This is a genomic window from Rhodococcus sp. 15-725-2-2b (assembly GCF_002259075.1).
GTDB lineage: Bacteria > Actinomycetota > Actinomycetes > Mycobacteriales > Mycobacteriaceae > Rhodococcoides.
The window spans coordinates 129,262-146,633 of sequence record NZ_NPFL01000010.1 but is presented as its reverse complement, the minus strand read 5'-3'; the positions used below and the strand labels follow the sequence as shown (position 1 = coordinate 146,633).

Annotated in this window: 18 protein-coding genes; 7 read left to right on the top strand and 11 right to left on the bottom strand. The window is 66.0% G+C overall.

Annotated elements, in window-relative coordinates:
• Positions 1–2: 2 nt before the first annotated feature.
• Positions 3–1,016 (top strand): DNA cytosine methyltransferase, encoded by a 1,014-nt coding sequence (locus CH306_RS12830; protein ID WP_256981147.1) that lies wholly within the window; start codon positions 3–5, stop codon positions 1,014–1,016.
• A gap of 11 nt (positions 1,017–1,027) precedes the next feature.
• Positions 1,028–1,828, top strand: coding sequence for an exodeoxyribonuclease III (locus CH306_RS12825; RefSeq protein WP_094646806.1), 801 nt, complete (start codon positions 1,028–1,030; stop codon positions 1,826–1,828).
• Here CH306_RS12825 and CH306_RS12820 read toward each other — a convergent pair.
• The 3 genes from CH306_RS12820 to CH306_RS12810 form a co-directional block, all read right to left on the bottom strand.
• Positions 1,798–2,394: a hypothetical protein gene (locus tag CH306_RS12820; protein ID WP_094646805.1), complete on the bottom strand. Its 597-nt coding sequence runs from the start codon at positions 2,392–2,394 to the stop codon at positions 1,798–1,800. The two genes, CH306_RS12825 and CH306_RS12820, sit on opposite strands and share 31 nt — an antisense overlap.
• A gap of 84 nt (positions 2,395–2,478) precedes the next feature.
• Positions 2,479–2,832: a GNAT family N-acetyltransferase gene (locus CH306_RS12815; protein WP_094646879.1), complete on the bottom strand. Its 354-nt coding sequence runs from the start codon at positions 2,830–2,832 to the stop codon at positions 2,479–2,481.
• A 119-nt stretch (positions 2,833–2,951) separates the two neighbouring features.
• Complete coding sequence (locus CH306_RS12810; protein WP_032393766.1) at positions 2,952–3,278, bottom strand: GNAT family N-acetyltransferase; 327 nt, start codon at positions 3,276–3,278, stop codon at positions 2,952–2,954.
• A gap of 292 nt (positions 3,279–3,570) precedes the next feature.
• Here CH306_RS12810 and thiD point away from each other — a divergent pair, with 292 nt between their 5' ends.
• Complete coding sequence (gene thiD, locus CH306_RS12805) at positions 3,571–4,425, top strand: bifunctional hydroxymethylpyrimidine kinase/phosphomethylpyrimidine kinase (protein WP_094646804.1); 855 nt, start codon at positions 3,571–3,573, stop codon at positions 4,423–4,425.
• Here thiD and CH306_RS12800 read toward each other — a convergent pair.
• From CH306_RS12800 to thiO, 7 genes are all read right to left on the bottom strand, one after another.
• Positions 4,387–5,208 carry an adenylate/guanylate cyclase domain-containing protein gene (locus tag CH306_RS12800; protein ID WP_094630915.1) on the bottom strand — a complete coding sequence of 274 codons (822 nt, stop codon included), beginning with the start codon at positions 5,206–5,208 and terminating at the stop codon, positions 4,387–4,389. The genes thiD and CH306_RS12800 overlap by 39 nt on opposite strands.
• A gap of 37 nt (positions 5,209–5,245) precedes the next feature.
• Positions 5,246–6,703, bottom strand: coding sequence for a M28 family peptidase (locus CH306_RS12795; protein WP_094646803.1), 1,458 nt, complete (start codon positions 6,701–6,703; stop codon positions 5,246–5,248).
• A gap of 26 nt (positions 6,704–6,729) precedes the next feature.
• Complete coding sequence (locus CH306_RS12790) at positions 6,730–7,500, bottom strand: ABC transporter permease (RefSeq protein ID WP_045198732.1); 771 nt, start codon at positions 7,498–7,500, stop codon at positions 6,730–6,732.
• Positions 7,500–8,462, bottom strand: a complete 963-nt coding sequence (locus CH306_RS12785) for an ABC transporter ATP-binding protein (protein WP_094630917.1) — start codon at positions 8,460–8,462, stop codon at positions 7,500–7,502. Before CH306_RS12785 ends, CH306_RS12790 begins: the two co-directional genes overlap by 1 nt.
• A 461-nt stretch (positions 8,463–8,923) precedes the next feature.
• Positions 8,924–9,676, bottom strand: coding sequence for a thiazole synthase (locus CH306_RS12780; RefSeq protein WP_094646802.1), 753 nt, complete (start codon positions 9,674–9,676; stop codon positions 8,924–8,926).
• Positions 9,669–9,884: a sulfur carrier protein ThiS gene (gene thiS, locus CH306_RS12775; RefSeq protein ID WP_094613924.1), complete on the bottom strand. Its 216-nt coding sequence runs from the start codon at positions 9,882–9,884 to the stop codon at positions 9,669–9,671. The genes CH306_RS12780 and thiS overlap by 8 nt, the downstream gene beginning before the upstream one ends.
• Entirely contained in the window at positions 9,881–10,933 is a 1,053-nt protein-coding gene (gene thiO, locus CH306_RS12770) for a glycine oxidase ThiO (protein ID WP_082074071.1), read from the bottom strand. The genes thiS and thiO overlap by 4 nt, the downstream gene beginning before the upstream one ends.
• 158 nt (positions 10,934–11,091) lie before the next feature.
• Here thiO and thiE point away from each other — a divergent pair, with 158 nt between their 5' ends.
• The gene (thiE, locus tag CH306_RS12765) at positions 11,092–11,784 is read left to right on the top strand and encodes a thiamine phosphate synthase (RefSeq protein ID WP_032393757.1); all 693 of its coding nucleotides are present in this window, start codon (positions 11,092–11,094) and stop codon (positions 11,782–11,784) included.
• Here the strand turns inward: thiE and CH306_RS12760 are convergent.
• Positions 11,781–12,617 carry an NUDIX hydrolase gene (locus CH306_RS12760; protein ID WP_094646878.1) on the bottom strand — a complete coding sequence of 279 codons (837 nt, stop codon included), beginning with the start codon at positions 12,615–12,617 and terminating at the stop codon, positions 11,781–11,783. The two genes, thiE and CH306_RS12760, sit on opposite strands and share 4 nt — an antisense overlap.
• Positions 12,618–12,689: 72 nt before the next feature.
• Between CH306_RS12760 and CH306_RS12755 the strand changes: the two genes are divergently transcribed.
• From CH306_RS12755 to CH306_RS12745, 3 genes are read left to right on the top strand one after another with little or no spacing between them, the layout of a single operon-like run.
• The gene (locus CH306_RS12755) at positions 12,690–13,994 is read left to right on the top strand and encodes a hypothetical protein (RefSeq protein ID WP_256981146.1); all 1,305 of its coding nucleotides are present in this window, start codon (positions 12,690–12,692) and stop codon (positions 13,992–13,994) included.
• Positions 13,991–14,962 (top strand): glutamate ABC transporter substrate-binding protein, encoded by a 972-nt coding sequence (locus tag CH306_RS12750; RefSeq protein WP_094646800.1) that lies wholly within the window; start codon positions 13,991–13,993, stop codon positions 14,960–14,962. Before CH306_RS12755 ends, CH306_RS12750 begins: the two co-directional genes overlap by 4 nt.
• A gap of 10 nt (positions 14,963–14,972) precedes the next feature.
• Complete coding sequence (locus CH306_RS12745; RefSeq protein ID WP_094646799.1) at positions 14,973–17,372, top strand: serine/threonine-protein kinase; 2,400 nt, start codon at positions 14,973–14,975, stop codon at positions 17,370–17,372.

Here is a 17,372-nt window from a genome sequence, read left to right as displayed (position 1 = left end):
TCGTGGTTGCTGTCGTCGACTTCTTCGCGGGGTGCGGCGGTACAAGCCTCGGACTGCGGGATGCCGGCCTAGATATTGCTGCTGCCGTCGACAACGACCCCATTGCGGCGAGAAGCTACTCCGCCAACTTTCCTCAGGCACACATGTTCGAGAAGGACATCCGGGAGCTCACCGTGGCAGAGCTGTCCAAGGCGATACCCGACGGACCACTGCTCTTCGCTGGTTGCGCTCCATGTCAGCCGTTCTCGAAGCAGAACCGAGGCCGGAGCGCACTCGACCCTCGTCGCAACCTGCTGTCGAGTTTTCAGCTCTTCGTCGAACAATTCCTCCCGGACTATGTGCTTGTGGAGAATGTGCCTGGCATCCAGAAGTTGGAGGGCAGCAGGCTCTTTCAGCAATTCGTCGCATCATTGAAACGTCGGTCCTACAAAGTCGACGTCGATGTCGTCAGTGCATTGGACTTCGGGGTCGCCCAGACTCGACGTCGGCTGGTCCTCGTCGCGTCGCGCGTCGGCCAGCCCGAGCTATCGAAGGCGGTTGTCGAGATGGTGCGTCCTCGGACCGTGCGAGACGAGATATGGGATTTACCACGGCTGGCCGCAGGAGAGACAGACCCTCAGGACGTCGACCATGTAGCAATGAGATTGAGTCCGATCAATCTCCGTCGCATTCAGCAGACACCGGAGGGGGGTACGCGAGCTTCCTGGGTTGATGACGAATTGATCCTCGACTGCCACCGCGATCACAACGGGCACACTGACGTATACGGGCGATTGGCATGGGACAAGCCTGCGACGGCGATGACCACTCGGTGCATCAGCTACTCGAACGGCAGATTCGGGCATCCCGACCAGGACCGCGCGATTTCGGTGCGCGAGGCAGCTCTGATTCAGAGCTTCCCAATGGACTTCACGTTTGCGGGAACACTCACGGATCGGGCCCGTCAGATCGGCAATGCAGTACCGCCCCGAATGGCCGAAGCAATCGGTCGCGAGCTTGTCGGGGACGTTCGATAGGGTTCCTCTCCGTGCGCTTGGCTACCTGGAATGTGAACTCCGTCCGCTCTCGTCAGGATCGAATCGTCGATTGGCTGCAACGATCCGATGTCGATGTCCTGGCGATGCAGGAAACCAAGTGCAAGGACGCACAGTTTCCCTACGAGCGGTTCACCGACATCGGGTACGAGGTGGCCCACGTCGGGTTGAGTCAGTGGAACGGCGTCGCGATCGCATCCCGCGTCGGCCTGGACGACGTGCAGGTCGGGTTCGAGGATCAGCCCGGGTTCAGCAAGGATCCCGAGATCGACCCCGCTCAGGAGGCCCGCGCCATCGGTGCCACGTGCGACGGGGTTCGCGTCTGGAGCCTGTACGTGCCGAACGGCCGCGAACTCGCCGATCCGCACTACACCTACAAGCTCGAGTGGCTCGCTGCGCTGAAGGCCGACGCACAGGCGTGGGTGGCAGCGGATCCGCAGGCACAGATCGCACTCGTGGGCGACTGGAACATCGCGCCCACCGACGACGACGTCTGGGATCCGGCTCTTTTCGAGGGCAAGACCCACACCTCGCAGGCCGAGCGCGACGCCTTCACCGCGTTCGGCGACGCCGGCTTCACCGAGGTGACGCGGCAGTTCACCCCCGAGCCCAGGACGTACACGTACTGGGACTACACGCAGTTGCGGTTCCCCAAGAAGCAGGGTCTGCGCATCGATATGGCGTTGACCTCCCCTGCTCTCGCGGCTCGGGTGACCGGTGCGTCGATCGACCGCGAGGAACGCAAGGGCAAGGGGGCCAGCGATCACGCTCCGGTGATCGTGGAGATCGGCTGAACAGCGTCCGCCGACCTGTTCGCCACGGCCCTGGCGGCAACAATCGCCCCGACGGCGATCAGCACTCCGTGCGCGATCCGCACGGCCGGCGGGGTGTAGAACTGCGGGAGAAACAGCACGAAACCTGCAGCGAGCACCACGGCGTAGCGGTTGCGTAGAGCGAATGCCACCAGCCCGACACCGATCAGCACCAGTCCGAGCCCGAACATGACGGACTGCACGAGCGAGTACCGAATCGGGTCGGCCAGATCGATCAGGCCCGGGTTCGCGTTCTGTACGGCATCGACACCCAGCGCATGCAGGGCAAAGGTTTCTGCGCCGTAGTACGGCAGCACCAACCCGACGCCGATCCAGGTGGTCACGACCGCAAGATCGGACCGTCGACCGGCGTAGAGCACGGTCAGTGCGAGCGCGACGAAGCCGAGCATGGCGAAGGTGTGGGCGAGCACCCAATTCGAGGATGCGAACGCGTCGGCTCCCGCGGTGCCTTCCTCGTCCGAGTAGGGGCGCAGTGCGGGATATGCGGCGAACATGACTCCGACGAACAGATACAGAGCTACACGCATCGGTAAAGCCATCCTTTCGAGAGCGGCGCTCTCTACAGGAAGCAGTATTCACTCGATGCGTCAACAAAACAAGAGCACTGCTCTCTATTCGGCGATCAGATCCATGAATTCCTCGTGCTGCGCCAGATAGCGCCGGACGTAGGTGCAGATCGGGACGATGCGCCACTGTCGATCGCGAGCGGTGTTGAGTGAGGCTCGCACCAGCACTCCCGCCCATCCGCGGTCGCCGTATTCCTCTTTGACGACGGTGTGCATGAGTGCGACGACCGGGCCGACGCCGCCGTCGTCACCCTCACCGAAGCGGTACCCGAGAATGCCGACGAGTTCGTCGTCGACGAAGAGATCGAACCTGTAGTGATCGACGTCGTCCTCGATGCGAACGACGGGTCGATCGACCGAGGGAACCGCGTCGGCTCGTCGAGGAAGTATGTGACTCATGTCACTTATGAGATCAGTGTTGTCCATGTGACGCGAGGCGAGTGCCTCGATCGTCGCCGAGTCGTGCCCTGAATGTGACCGGTCCTACCGTGACCGGTCGACAACCCGGGAAAGAAACGTCAGAGCGCGACGAGCATGTCGTTGTACTCCGGGTTGGCCGCGGCGAAGCGCTGCACGTACGTGCAGACGGGCTTGACCTTCCAGCCGTAGGACCGAGCACTGTCGAGCGCGCGGCGCACCAGAATGCCGGCCAGTCCTTGATGACCGAAGTCCTCGGTGACGACCGTGTGCATGAAGGACACGACATGAGTACGCGTCGCGCGCGAGCCGTTTCCTTCGACCTCGTAGAAGCCGACGATCCCGACGAGATCGCCGTTGAGTCGAAGCTCGAACCGGTTCTGGTCTTTGTTGATCGAGACATCAGCGCTAGGAGAACTTGCCAGCATGGGACGCCTCCTTCGCTGTGTGTGGAGTGATGAACGAGTGAAAACGATGTGACGTGCACCACTATTAAACATGCGCACGGTGGGTCTGTCACCTTTTCTACCAACAAACCTTCGGATGCGTAGGTTCGTCCGCCGAACAGGACAACAATGCTGGTACGGATCATAAGTGACCCTGTTCGACGTTGTGATACAACAACATTCAAGGCCAGCCCATATTTTCGCCATCTGCTCGGCAAACCGTGTCGACGGCAGCGACCCCCCGTCTCTCCGCCCGCCGGTACTGTCTTCTCTCGTGAAGTTCCTACCGCTCACGCCCAACGGCGAGACTCCCGTCCGCGCGCTGACCATCGCCGGAACCGACTCCGGCGGCGGAGCCGGAATCCAGGCGGACAGTCGAACGATGGCCTTGCTGGGTGTCCACGCCTGCATCGCCGTCGCTGCGGTCACGGTCCAGAACACCGTCGGCGTGACGGGCTTCCACGAGATTCCGCCGGACGTCGTCGCTGCGCAGGTTCGCTCCGTCGTCTCCGACATCGGGGTCGGCGCAGCGAAGACCGGAATGCTGGCCTCCACCGCGATCATCGAAGCTGTCACGGCCGTGTGCACCGAGGTGGGTATCGGCCGAGATCAGCCGGTTCCCCTGGTCGTCGATCCGGTGTGCGCGTCGATGCACGGTGACCCACTGCTGCACGCGGAAGCCCTCGACGCCATCCGCCACACCCTCTTCCCCATCGCCTCGCTGGTCACCCCCAACCTCGACGAGGTTCGGCTCATCACCGGCATCGACGTGGTCGACGACTCGAGCGCGCACCGCGCCGCGGAGGCCCTGCACGGGTTGGGCGCGCAGTGGGCCCTGGTCAAGGGCGGTCACCTGCGGACGTCGACGCACAGCACCGACCTGCTGTTCGACGGCGACACCTTCCTCGAGTTCACCAGCGAGCGCATCGACACCGGCAACGATCACGGCGGCGGCGATACCCTCGCCGCATCGATCGCGTCGGCGCTGGCACACGGCTATTCCATGCCCGACGCGGTCGCGTTCGGCAAGGAGTGGGTCACCCGCTGTCTGGCTGCGTCCTACGATCTGGGCGCGGGCCACGGACCGGTGTCACCGCTGTGGCGACTGCACGAGTCGGAGGATGCGTAGGTCGTCGGGTGCGCCCTTGATCTTCGGAGCGAAGAAGCTGCGGCGATAGGGCTTGGAGACCACGTGCAAGGCGTCGAGCACCTCAGGCGGGACCGCCTCGAGGGCCGACGCGGAGATCATCACGTTGCCGTTGCCGCCGGTCTGCATCACCCGGGCGGCGACGGTGACGTCGACGCCCAGCCAGTCCGATCCCACCTGACGCGGGCTGCCGGTGTGGATGCCGACGCGCATCGTCGGGGTGTAGCCGTCGACGTCGACGCCCTTCAGTGCCTCTCGGGCCGCGAAGACCGCGTCGACTGCTTTGCCCGCGTCGGCGAACACCGCCATGATGCCGTCGCCCAGCCTCTTGACGACGTGGCCGCCGCGGAATGCGACCTCGGGTTCGACGGCCTTGGAGACCTTGCGCAGCAACGTCAGGGTCGCGGTGTCGCCGGCCCGGAGCGACCAGGACGAGAACCCGACGAGGTCGGTGAACACGATGGTGACATCGTGCTCACCGCGGCCTCGGCCTGCGCGTTCGAGGATCGCCTGCCACAGCTGCAGCGCCCCGAGACCCACTTCGCGAGACGCGCCGGGTTCGTCGTCGAGTCCGTTCGCAGCCAGGAACCTGTCGGCGACGCGGGCGACGGCCAGGGCTCGGCCCGGACCGTCGATCGACAGGGGATCGCCGAACGTGGGGTCACCCGGTAGTGCGCGGCGCACACGCCGAACCGCCCCGACCACCGCGGGCGCTCGGTTGGTGGTGCGGACCCACTCCACGACCGAGGAGACGACTGCGTTCACAGCATCGAGCGTAACCCACGGTTACACATACTTTCCCTCACCCTTCGGCGCGCGCGGCCTCGCGCTCGGCACCCACCGGAACCCCGTTGGGGCCCTCCACCGACTGCGCGTAGACGCCGATGCCGTAGGCCACGGCCGCACCGTTCTTCGCCAGTGCGGCGCGGTCGACGTTCGCCAGGGTGTCCTGGTCGGTGTGGTAGTTCTCGTCGAACGTCTGATCCGCGGTGCCGCCCCACTTCTCGGCCTGCGCTGCGGTCTTGTTCTCGTCCGCTCCGCTGAACACGCCGCCGGCGGGGATGCCGACCTCGATGAACGGGCCGTAGTCCGAGCGACCGTCGAAATCGGTCCCGTCGACGGCTACACCCTCCTCGGCCAGTCGCTCGACGAAAGTGCGCTCGATGGCGTCGGATCCGGCCGGTCCGGCGGGCTCACCCACCTGGTCGGAGTCGTCTCCGTCGTAGGCGAGGTATCCGGCGTTGTGCGAGCCGATCATGTCGAAGTTCAAGTACAGCGCGATGTTTCGCTTGTCCTCGTCGGACAGGCCCTCGACGTACTTGGTGGAACCGACGAGTCCGTTCTCCTCGGCACCCCAGAACGCGAAACGCACCGCGTTGGTGATCTCGGGGGCGCTGCCCATCTGCAGTGCGGTCTCGAGGACTGCCGCCGTTCCGGTTCCGTTGTCGTTGATGCCGGGGCCCTCCGGGACGCTGTCGAGATGGGCACCGGTGACCACGACGTTCTCGGTCGAACCGGTGGTGGTCTGCGCAATGATGTTGCGACTGGTGGTCGTTTCGGTTTCGGTGACGAGTGTCAGCGTCACCTCGGGTGCGGCGAGAACGGCCGCGCCGTCCTCCTGGCTGACACCGCCGGTCGGGATCCGCGCGGTGTCGGCGTCGCCGAGTGTGCCCGAATCGAGCGGCCCCGGTTCGTTGTTGACGATGATCGCGGCGGCCGCTCCCAGTTCTGCTGCGACGGTTTGCTTCACGCCGAACGGGCACACTCCGCGCGGCACCACCGCGACGGCTCCGGCCAGGTCGAGGCCGGTGTAATCGGCTGCCTCGCAGCCGTCCGCACCGGCGGGAGCGCCGACGACGCGTGCGGTGATCCCCTCGGCGGTGGTGGTCGGCGAGTAACTGAGTGCGATCACCGGAATCTCGGTGCCCGCGAGCGACAGGGTTTGGGTCTGCGCCTCGAAGGTCTCGAATTCGAATTCCGGGGTGGTGACCTCGAATCCTGCCGATTCGAGTTGCGAGACAACATAATCGACACTGGCGTCGTAACCGGCGGTGCCGGCGGCGCGGTTTCCGTCGTGGTCGGCGGCGATTGATTCCAACTGTTCGAGGTGCCCCACCAAGGCCTCCTCGGTGACCGCGGCAGACAGGCCGGGCCCGTCGGGTGTCGCGAAAACTCTGGCCGGTTCCTCGTCCGAGGTGGACGAGCAACCGGCCAGAATCAAGACAGTGACAGCGCTACCTGCAAGTAGGGAAATCCGCATAGCGGACACCCTACCGGCGAGTGGCGTCAGGCGTCCCGACGATTGACGACGAACACCGCTGCCCCGAAGATCACCGCGGTGAACGCGACGAAGTAGATCAGTCCGCCGATCGGGCCCCAATGGAAGTCGATTCCGCCGTCGGAGCCGAGGAAGTGATTGGCATTGAGGAACGGTAGGAACGGCTGGATCTTCGCCCCGACGTTCGGAATGAGGCCTACGAGGTTCTCGATCAGCAGCGGCCACAGCAGCAGGATCGCGATCGCACCGGCCGACTGTCGAACGAGAGCGCCGACGCCGATCGCGAGAACGACCTGCAGGAACGCCAGAATGGCGGTGCCGTACAGAACGCGCCACGTACCGTCCACGTCGAATCCGAGCAACACGCCCGCCTGTTCGCCGGCCAGAGCCTTGGCGATGACGAGCCCGAGCACCGCAAGCGCGAACGACAGGACAGCGCCGTATACGCCCACCAACAGCGCCTTCGCGCCCAGAACCGATCCCCTGTTGGTCACCGCCTGGAACGTGGTGCGGATGATTCCGAACCGGTATTCGCTGGTCACGGTCAACGCGGCCAGGATCATCAGCACCATGGCACCGAACGTGCCGACTCCGACTCCGACGACATCGGCGGCGGTCGTGGGCGGAATACCCTCGGGCGCGTCGAGGCTCAGGGCCGACTTCGCAGCCCAACCCAGAATGGCCGCGAACCCGAGACCGAGCACCACGATGATCGCGCTGCACCACCACGGCGACTTGGTCGAGGTGAACTTGATTCTCTCTGCTGCCAAGACGCCCATCAGAGTGCACCGCCCATCGCTTGCTGAGTGTGGGGAGTGTCGGCTCCCGCGCCGTGATACTGCACTGTGTCTCCGGTGAGTTTCATGAATGCTTCCTCGAGCGAGCCTCGCTGGGAGGCCAACTCGTGCAATGTGATTCCGGCTCGGCCGGCGATGTCGCCGATCGCGTCGGTGGTCGAGTTCAGCACCACGAGCGAGGGCTGAAGTTCGTCGGTCCTGTCCGGCTCGCGCACGGTCAGACCGGCCGTGGTCAGCGCCTGGCGCAGACCGTCGAGCTGCGGGCTGCGGACGCGCACCGACGCCTCGGAGGCGTGGTCGATGAATTCCTGCACCGACGAATCGGAGATCAGCTTGCCACGTCCGATGACGATGAGATGTTCGGCCGTCTGCGCCATCTCCGAGAGCAGGTGGCTCGAGACCAGGACCGTGCGGCCCTCGGCTGCCAAGCGCTGCATGAACTTTCGGATCCAGACGATGCCCTCGGGATCGAGTCCGTTGACCGGCTCGTCGAACAGCAACACCTTGGGGTCACCGAGCAACGCGCCGGCGAGTCCGAGCCGCTGCGACATGCCGAGCGAGAACCCGCCCGCATTCTTCTTCGCGACCTCCGACAGTCCCACCAGACGCAGCACCTCGTCGACACGCGACTTGGGGATGCCGTTGGAGGCCGCCATCCACTCGAGATGTGCACGCGCCGAACGGTTCGGGTGCACCCACTTGGCGTCGAGCAGAGCGCCGACGGTACGCAGTGGCTGCTTGAGCTGGCTGTAGTTCTTGCCCTCGATGGTCGCCGTTCCCTTGGTGGGGCGGTCGAGGCCGAGGATCATCCGCATGGTCGTCGACTTGCCTGCGCCGTTGGGGCCCAGGAAGCCGGTCACGATGCCGGGTCTGATGGTGAAGGTGAGGTTGTCGACCGCCGTCACCGCGCCGTATTGCTTGGTCAGTCCTGTCACTTCGATCATGGGTACAACTGTCCCCCATCGACAGCGTCCGCACATCGACCCACAGTCGCCGATTGCATCATCCTTTCGGATGACACACACCCTGAGACAGTCGGTCACACGGGCGCGGAGTCACAGGGGCCGCGGAGTCACGGGGGTCACACACCCACAGCCGCAAACGCGCGCGCATTCGTCAGGCGCGCGCGCAATCGCCCACGTATCCGCCACTAATTCGCGCGCCTTCCGCAAACGCGCGCGCGTTTGCCGGGAAAGCAACACCACAACAGGAGCTACGCCGACGACACAGCAGCCGCTTGGGCGAGCCGGAGCCACACACCCGCCGCCGGCAAATGTGCGCGCATTCGTCAGGCGCGCGCGCAATCGCCCACCTATCCGCCACAATTCCGCGCGCCTTCCGCAAACGCGCGCGCGTTTGCCGAAAAAGCAACACCACAACAAGAGCTACCCCGACGACACAGCGGTCACATGGGCGAGCTGGCCTGCGCCCAGAATCGTTTCGGAATGCGGCCGGCATGTCGGGCCTGGTATCCCGCCGCCACCGCGTTCCGCATCGCCGACGCCATCAGCGCCGGGTCCTTCGCCCGGGTCACCGCGGTCGCGAGCAGCACCGCGTCGCAGCCGAGTTCCATCGCAAGGGTGGCGTCGCTGGCGGTGCCGATGCCCGCGTCGAGGATCACCGGAACCGATGCGGCGTCGACGATCATCTCGATGTTGTGGGGGTTTGCGATGCCGAGGCCGGTGCCGATGGGTGAGCCGAGCGGCATGACGGCAACGCAGCCGATGTCCTCGAGCCGCCTGGCCAGTACCGGGTCGTCGGTGGTGTACGGGAGCACTTGGAAGCCGTCGTCCACGAGTTGTTCTGCGGCCGTGACCAATTCGATGGCGTCGGGCAGCAGGGTTCGCTCGTCGGCGATCACTTCGAGTTTCACCCAGTCGGTCTCGAGCGCCTCACGGCCCAGTTGCGCGGTGAGCACTGCTTCGGCCGCGCCGCGGCAGCCTGCGGTGTTGGGCAGCGGGGCGATGTTCAACCGGCGCAGCAGATCCAGCACTCCCGTCCCACCGGCGGCGTCGACGCGGCGCATCGCAACGGTGGTCAGTTCGGTTCCCGATGCGACGAGGGCTTCCTCGAGTACCGCGAGATTGGCCGCTCCCCCGGTGCCGGTGATGAGCCGGGAGGCGAAAGTGCGATCGGCGATGGTGAGTGCGCTATCCACCCTGTACCGCCGTGAGAACGTCGATGGTCCAACCCTTTTCGACGCTGGTGCTGTCCCAGCGGCTCTTGGGCAGCACGGCGCCGTCGACGGCGACGGCGATGCCCTTCTCGGGCATGCCCAGGAATTCGAGCAGCCGACGCATGGTCATGTCCTCGGTGAGCAGGTGGTCTTCACCGTTGACGGTGATACCGATCGCGACCTGTGTCATGGTGTCCTCTCGATCTGCGGAAATCTCTGGGGGTCGGCTGCTTTCGCCTCGGGTAGCGTCTCGCCGGACACCAGTGCGGCGACGGCGTCGGCGGTGATGGGGGCGAGCAGGATGCCGTTGCGTCCGTGTCCGGTGGCGGCGATCAACCGGGGAGACAGCCTGCCGATCAGCGGTAACCCGTCCGGGCTCATCGGCCGCAGGCCGGCAGCGGTTTCGTACAGTTCGTACTCGCCGATGCTCGGCATGAGTCGTTCGGCGTCGGCGATGAGGTCTCGCACCCCGGCGACGGTGACCTGGGTGTCTTGGCCGGATTCGTATTGGGTTGCGCCGACGACCAATCCGTCGCCGCGCGGTACCAGGTAGATCGCGCGGCCGTGCACGGTTCCGCGGACGGTGCGCGATGGCGGCGGTGCGGCGCTCGGCCGTCGTCGCAGTCGCAGGATCTCGCCTTTGACCGGCCGGACGGGGAGCGTGGGCCACAGTGCGGCCGACTGTGCCCCGGCGGCCAGGACCACCTGATCGGCGTCGGGCACGGTCTCCACCGGGGTGGTCACCAATTCGACTCCCGCGTCCCGGCAACCCTGCTCGAGCGCGGCGATCAGCGCCCGATTGTCCACCGACAACTCGGTCGGAGCCAGCAGGCCCAGTCGGATGTTCTGCGCCAGTGCAGGTTCGAGCTCACGCAGCTGTGCTCGGCCGAGAATCTCGAGTTCGTGTCCCTGTTCGCCCACCCATTCGGCGATGGTTCGTAGGTCGGCGGCATCGGCCGAGTCGAGGGCAACCGTCACCGATCCGGTTGCGGAGAACACCGATGGTCCGGGGAGGCGTCGGGCGAAGTCCGGCCATCTCGCCAGCGACGCAGCGCCCAGGTGCAGCAGTTCGTGTTCGCCGGGCCAGCCCTCGGACAGCGGTGCCAGCATGCCGCCTGCGACCCAGGATGCGCCCTTGCCGAGCGCGGGATCGTGCACCACCACTCGGTGACCGTCCTGGCTCAGGCGCAGCGCCGTCGACAACCCGATGACGCCTCCGCCGATAACGACGATGTGCACGCGATTCACGTCCTCACTCCCTGCGCCCGCATGATCGGGTTCAGGTATTGACGGTAAGGGCGGCGAACCCACTCTCAGCCCCACGATCCTCGGGACTCCCGCGATTTCTCGGCCACTCCGTCGTCGGTGGCGGCCTCCATGAGAATACAGTTCGCTTTGTGCATCCATCTCAGACCGCCCGCAACCAGACTCCCCGTGAGCGTCTTGCGTCCGCTCGCCTGTACCTGTGTACCGATGCCAGGCGCGACAAGGGCGACCTCGCGCAGTTCGCCGAGGCCGCGTTGTCCGGTGGCGTCGACATCATCCAGCTGCGTGACAAGAATTCCGCAGGCGAGCGCGAGTTCGGGCCCCTCGAGGCCAAGGACGAGCTTGCGGCGCTGGCGATTCTGCTCGCTGCGACCAAGCGGCACGGTGCGCTGTTGGCAGTCAACGACCGTGCGGATCTGGCGTTGGCCTCGGGCGCGGATGTGCTGCACCTCGGTCAGGGTGATCTGCCGGTGCACTACGCGCGGCAGATCCTGGGGCCGGATGTGGTGATCGGCCGCTCGACGCAGAACCGGGCCCAGTCCTCGCTCGCCGCGATCGAGGACGGCGTCGACTACTTCGCCGTCGGGCCGGTGTGGCCGACGCCCACCAAGCCCAACCGCAAGGCTGCGGGGCTCGAGACTCTGCGGGCGACGGCGGACGCGCTGCCGGAACGGCCGTGGTTCGCCATCGGCGGCGTCGACGCGACCAATGTCGATCAGGTTCGGGCCGCCGGTGCCGATCGCATCGTCGTGGTCCGCGCGATCACCGAGGCGCGGGATCCACAGGCCGCAGCCCGCGACTTGGTCCGAGCACTGCAGGCCTAGAGCCAACCCAGTACTGCGGACGGCGTCAGGACCTGCACCGATTCCGGCAGCCGGTCGCGTAGTCCGCGGTCGGCGGTGACGAGCGCGGTCAGGTCTCCGTCGATGTGTGCCTGCTCGGCCAAGGTGTCGTCGCCACTGCCGTCGGCGAGAATCGTGCGGGTGCGGGGGTCGTCCACCACGGCGTCCCTGGCCAGGCCTTCGAGCACGGCGTCGATGCGGGTGAGCCAGCCGTACTGACCGCTGGGCAGTTCGACGGTGCGAGGCAGCGTCTCGGCGAGCGAGGTCAGCAGTGCGCTCGTCGACCCGGTGCGGTCCTTCCACCATCCGTTCGGCCGGGACCCCAGCACGTTGGCGGTGTCGAGCAGCACCCTCAGCGGCACGGTACGCAGCGACGGCCAGCTCGACGCGAAGCCCGGGTGCAAGGGGAGTTCGTCGACGACCGACTCCGGCACCCAGCGCAGCTCGGTGCTCTCCCCGTTGGGCACGGTGGTCAACGGATGATCGGTGTCGGCGACGACGGTGGTGTACGACCAGCCGCTCTCGACACTCGCGGTGACGCGCTCGCTGCGAACACTGACCTGTTCGGCCGTGATACCGGCTTCTTCGTGGGCCTCGCGCACCGCCGCGTGCGCCGTGCTCTCGTGGGAATCGCGGGCTCCGCCGGGCAGTGCCCACGTTCCGCCCTGGTGACTCCACAGGGCACGGTGCTGCAGCAACACCATCGGCTCGCCTGCGTCGGACGGTGCGCGCAGCAACAGGCCGGCGGCACCGTGCCTCCCCCAGTGCCGAGTGCCGTTCTCGCCGATCACCCAGCCGTCGCCGTCACCACGCATGCTCACCACCCTAGGTGAATCACCTGCCTGTAGTGGCTGCAGTACCGTCCGCCTACTTATATGCTCGGGTGCGTGATCGCGGCCGGTATTACCCCCTCCGCTGCCGTCCCCCCGACAACGGCCACACACGTCGGTGTCGCTGCAGGCAAGCCACCGGTTCGCTACACGATGCGCTCGACGCCCGCGCGGTTGGTCGCGATGGGAATCGCGCTGGTGGTGCTCGCGCTGACGGTCGGAAATCTCGCGTCCACGGCCGTGACCGATCGGGTCGACACCCTGGGCACCCTGTTGGTGCGCACCGAGCCCTTCGCGAACTCGGCACAGAATCTGTACGGGGCTCTGTCGGTGGCCGACGCGGCCGCGGCCACCGCGTTCATCGCCGGTGGTCTCGAACCGCCCGAGGTACGCGAGCGCTACTCGCAGGCGCTCGGCGAGGCATCGTCCGAGCTGATCGCGGCCTCGGCCGGGGTGACCGAGAACGACGCGGCCACGAGCGCGGTGCTCACCCAGATCGCGGCCGGGTTGCCGGTGTACAGCGGTCTGGTCGAGACTGCGCGAGCCAACAACCGCAGCGGAAATCCGGTGGGCGCGGCGTATCTCGGCGAGGCGTCGACCATGATGCAGTCGAGTTTGCTGCCGCTGGCCGAGAAGTTGTACACCGAACAGGCGTCGCGAGTCTCGGCCGATCAGGAACGATTCACCAGTCCTCCCCTGTTCGCGATCGGCTCGCTGGTGTTCCTGTTGCTGTTGACCGGCCTGGCTCAGTGGTATCTGTCGCGGACCACCCGCCGAACGTTGAACGCCGGATTCCTCACTGCCACAGTTGCTGTCGCCGGACTGCTCGGCTGGATGCTGGTGGTGGGACTGATTTCCTCGATTGCCACCGATCGTGCGATCGACCGTGGAGTGTCCCCGTTGAAGTCCTACACGACGGGTTTCATTCTGGCGCAACAGGCCAGAGCGGACGAGACACTCGACCTCGCTCGTCGCGGCGGCGGCCAGGATTACGGAGAATCGTTCGACGCCAACGTCTCTCGGCTCACCGAGATGTTCCAGGGCGACACCACGGTGATCGATGCACTGAACACGTGGTCGGTCTCGCACTCGAGGATCGACTCCGCCCTCGAGGTCGGCGATTTCAACGGCGCGGTCTCCATCGCCACCGGATCGGGCGAGTCCGATTCGGCGGCCGCGTTCACCGCGCTCGACAGCGTTCTGGTCGACGGAATCGAGAATGCGCGAAGCGAACTGCGGTCCAACATCGACCGATCGGTGTGGGTGCTGTCCGGACTGTCGAACGGTGCCTACGTGCTCACCGTCTTCGCGTCGATCGCCTTCGGTGTCGGCCTCTTCCCGAGGCTGCGTGAGTACCTGTGAAACGTATACTCGCCGTTGGCATTCTGGTCACCTCCCTGGTGGTCGGCTGCGCCACGCCGGAAAACGCACCGCCGCAAGCGGAGACGACGTTCACCGAACCGCCGCTACCGGACGGCGCGTCCGTCGCCGCCCGCCCCACCGAAAGTCCCGCCGACGACGAGTGCGCGCGCCCCACTGCCAGCCTGCGCCCGCTGCAGGCAGGCACCGATGCTCCGCCGCCGCCACAACCGACCGTCGACGCATTGCGCGCCAAGGGCCGGTTGGTCGTCGGGTTGGACACGGGCAGCAATCTTTTCAGCTTCCGTGATCCGATGACCGGCCAGCTGGTCGGGTTCGATGTCGACATCGCGCGGGAAGTCTCACGAGATCTGTTCGGCGATCCGAATCGATTGGACTTTCGCATCCTCACCTCTGCGCAGCGGCTCGAAGCTCTGCAGGATTCTTCGGTGGACATGGTGGTCAAGACCATGACCATCACGTGTGCTCGCCGCAAGGATGTCCAGTTCTCCACCGTGTACTTCCAAGCGCAGCACCGTGTTCTGGTGGTGCAGGGATCGGGCATCCGCGGTGTCGAGGATCTGGCGGGCAAGAGAGTGTGCGCAGTGGAGGGCACCACCTCGCTGCGACGCGTTCAACGCGTCCAACCCGCCGCGACGGTGGTGACGGTGCCGATGTGGTCGGATTGCCTTGTGGTGCTGCAGCAACGGCAGGTCGACGCCATCAGCACCGACGACGCGATCCTCGCCGGTCTCGCCGCTCAGGATCCCTACCTCGAGATCGTCGGTGACAGCCTGAGCCCGGAGCCGTACGGGGTGGGGATCAACAAGAACAACGAGGATCTGGTGCGCTTCGTCAACGGGACGTTGGCGCGCATCCGCTCCGACGGCACCTGGAATCGCATCTACGATCGTTGGCTGACGGTGCTCGGTCCCTCCCCCGGTCCGCCCAGCGCGACGTACAGCGATTAGGGGCCTGGACATGGACGACGAACAGCAGCCCACGGCCCCGGCGGAGCGAACGCAGGCGGTCTCGCGCACCGACGACAGCGAGCGCACCCGGGCGGTGTCGAGAACGCAAGCAGTGTCGGGAACGGACGGCGTCGAGCGTACTCAGGCCGTCTCGCGGTCGACGGTCGGCGATCCGACCCCGACGGCGTCACAGTCCGCTTCCACCCGCTCCAAGACGGGTCGATCGAGATCCGGTCGATCGCGCAGCACCGGCATTCGGCGACGGCTCGGCGGCGGTCTGGTGGACGTGCCTCGCGTCGAACCGATCGATCCCGCCACTGCAGTGATGTCGGATCCGACGGTGCCGCAGCACAAACGGTTCTGTTGGAAGTGCAATGCCAAGGTCGGTCGCAGCGAACCGGGTGAGCCCGACGTGGCGATGGGTATCTGCCCGCACTGCGGCGCCACGTTCGACTTCACCCCACTGCTCGAGCCGGGCGATCGCGTGGTCGGCCAGTACGACGTGCAGGGCTGCATCGCACACGGTGGACTCGGCTGGATCTACCTCGCCATCGACCGCAATGTCAGTGACCGCTGGGTGGTCCTCAAGGGACTGCTGCATTTCGGGGACGAAGAGGCGCACGCGGTCGCGGTCGCGGAGCGACAGTTCCTCGCCGAGGTCGCCCACCCCGGCGTGGTGAAGATCTACAACTTCGTCGAGCAACCCCGCAGCGACGGCTCGACCGTCGGCTTCATCGTGATGGAATACGTCGGCGGCCGTTCGCTGCGCGACATCCTCACCGCCTGCGGTGACGGTGCCCGTCTGCCCGTCGAGCAAGCGTTGGCCTACGTACTCGAAGTGCTTCCGGCACTGGGCTATCTGCATTCGATCGGGCTGGTCTACAACGACCTCAAACCGGAGAACATCATGGTCTCCGACGACCAGATCAAACTCATCGACCTCGGCGCGGTCGCGGGCATCGAGGACTACGGCTACCTGTACGGCACGGTGGGCTATCAGGCACCGGAGATCGTGAAGACGGGACCGACGGTGGCGTCGGACATCTTCACCGTCGGCCGCACACTCGCGGTGTTGACGCTGGACATGCCGTCGAAGAACGGCAAGTACCTGGACGGACTTCCCTCGGCCGAGGAATCCGAAGTGCTACAGCAGTTTCCGTCGTTGCATCGACTGCTGCTGCGCGCGACGCACGAGGACCCCACTCGGCGGTTCCGATCCGCGGACGAGTTGGCCGGGCAGGCCACCGGCGTGCTGCGTGAGATTCTGGCCATCAGGACAGGTGTCGAGCGGCCCGGACTGTCGACGGTGTTCAGCCCGCCCCGTACGACCTTCGGCACCGAGCAGTCGGTGGGACGCACCGACACCTACGTGGACGGTACGGTACGCCACGAACGAATGACGGCCGCCGAAGTGGTTGCTGCGCTTCCGGTTCCACTGGTGGACCCCAACGATCCGAGCGCGCCGTTGCTGGCGGCGGCCGTACACGTCGAACCGCGACAGACCCTGGACTCGCTGCAGCACGCCAAACGCAACGGCATCGAACGCGTCACCGCCGGAGCCGAATCGGGCCGCTCCGCAGGTTCGTCGAGTCCGGTGGAACTGAGCCTCGAGATCACGCTCGCCGAGGTCAAGGCCCACCTGGATCTCGGGAACGTCGTCGATGCAACCGACATCCTGGCGAAGGTGCAGTCGACCGACCACACTGCCGACCCCTGGCGGGTGCAGTGGTACGCGGGCCTGATCGCGCTGCTGCATCACGAATACGATTCTGCGTTCACCCATTTCGACAACGTGCTCGGTGCGATGCCCGGCGAACTCGCGCCCAAGCTCGCTCTCGGAGCCACGTCGGAACTGCTCGGGCATGTGGCCGCGGGTGACAAGGAGGAAGCCGAGAAGTGGCGGGCCCGCGCCGAGGGCCTGTACCGAGCGGTGTGGCGAACCAATCGTGGCATCGTCAGCTCGGCGTTCGGCCTGGCGAGGCAGTTGCAGCGCCGCGGCGATCAGACCGGTGCCATCGCCGCGCTCGATCAGGTGCCGATCAGCTCGCGGCACTACTCCATGGCCCGCATGACCAGCGTGTTGACGTTGCTGATGGATCGCTCGCGAGCCGAGCTGTCCGAGGCCGATTTCCGTTCTGCAGCACGTCGAGTGGCGCTGCTACCCAAAGCCGAGAGCCGGGCGTTGCAGATGCGGACGCTGGTGCTGGCGATGGCCCTGGACTGGATCGTCTCCGGCCACGCCGCCACAGCCGAGCGAGAACCCATTCTCAGCGTCCCGTTCACCGAGGACGGGTTGCGGCGCGGCACCGAGAAGGGCCTTCGCGCACTGGCCCGCAACGCCACCGATCGCGCCCACCGCTTCTCGCTGGTGGATCTGGCGAACGCGATCAGACCACGGTCGCTCTTCTGA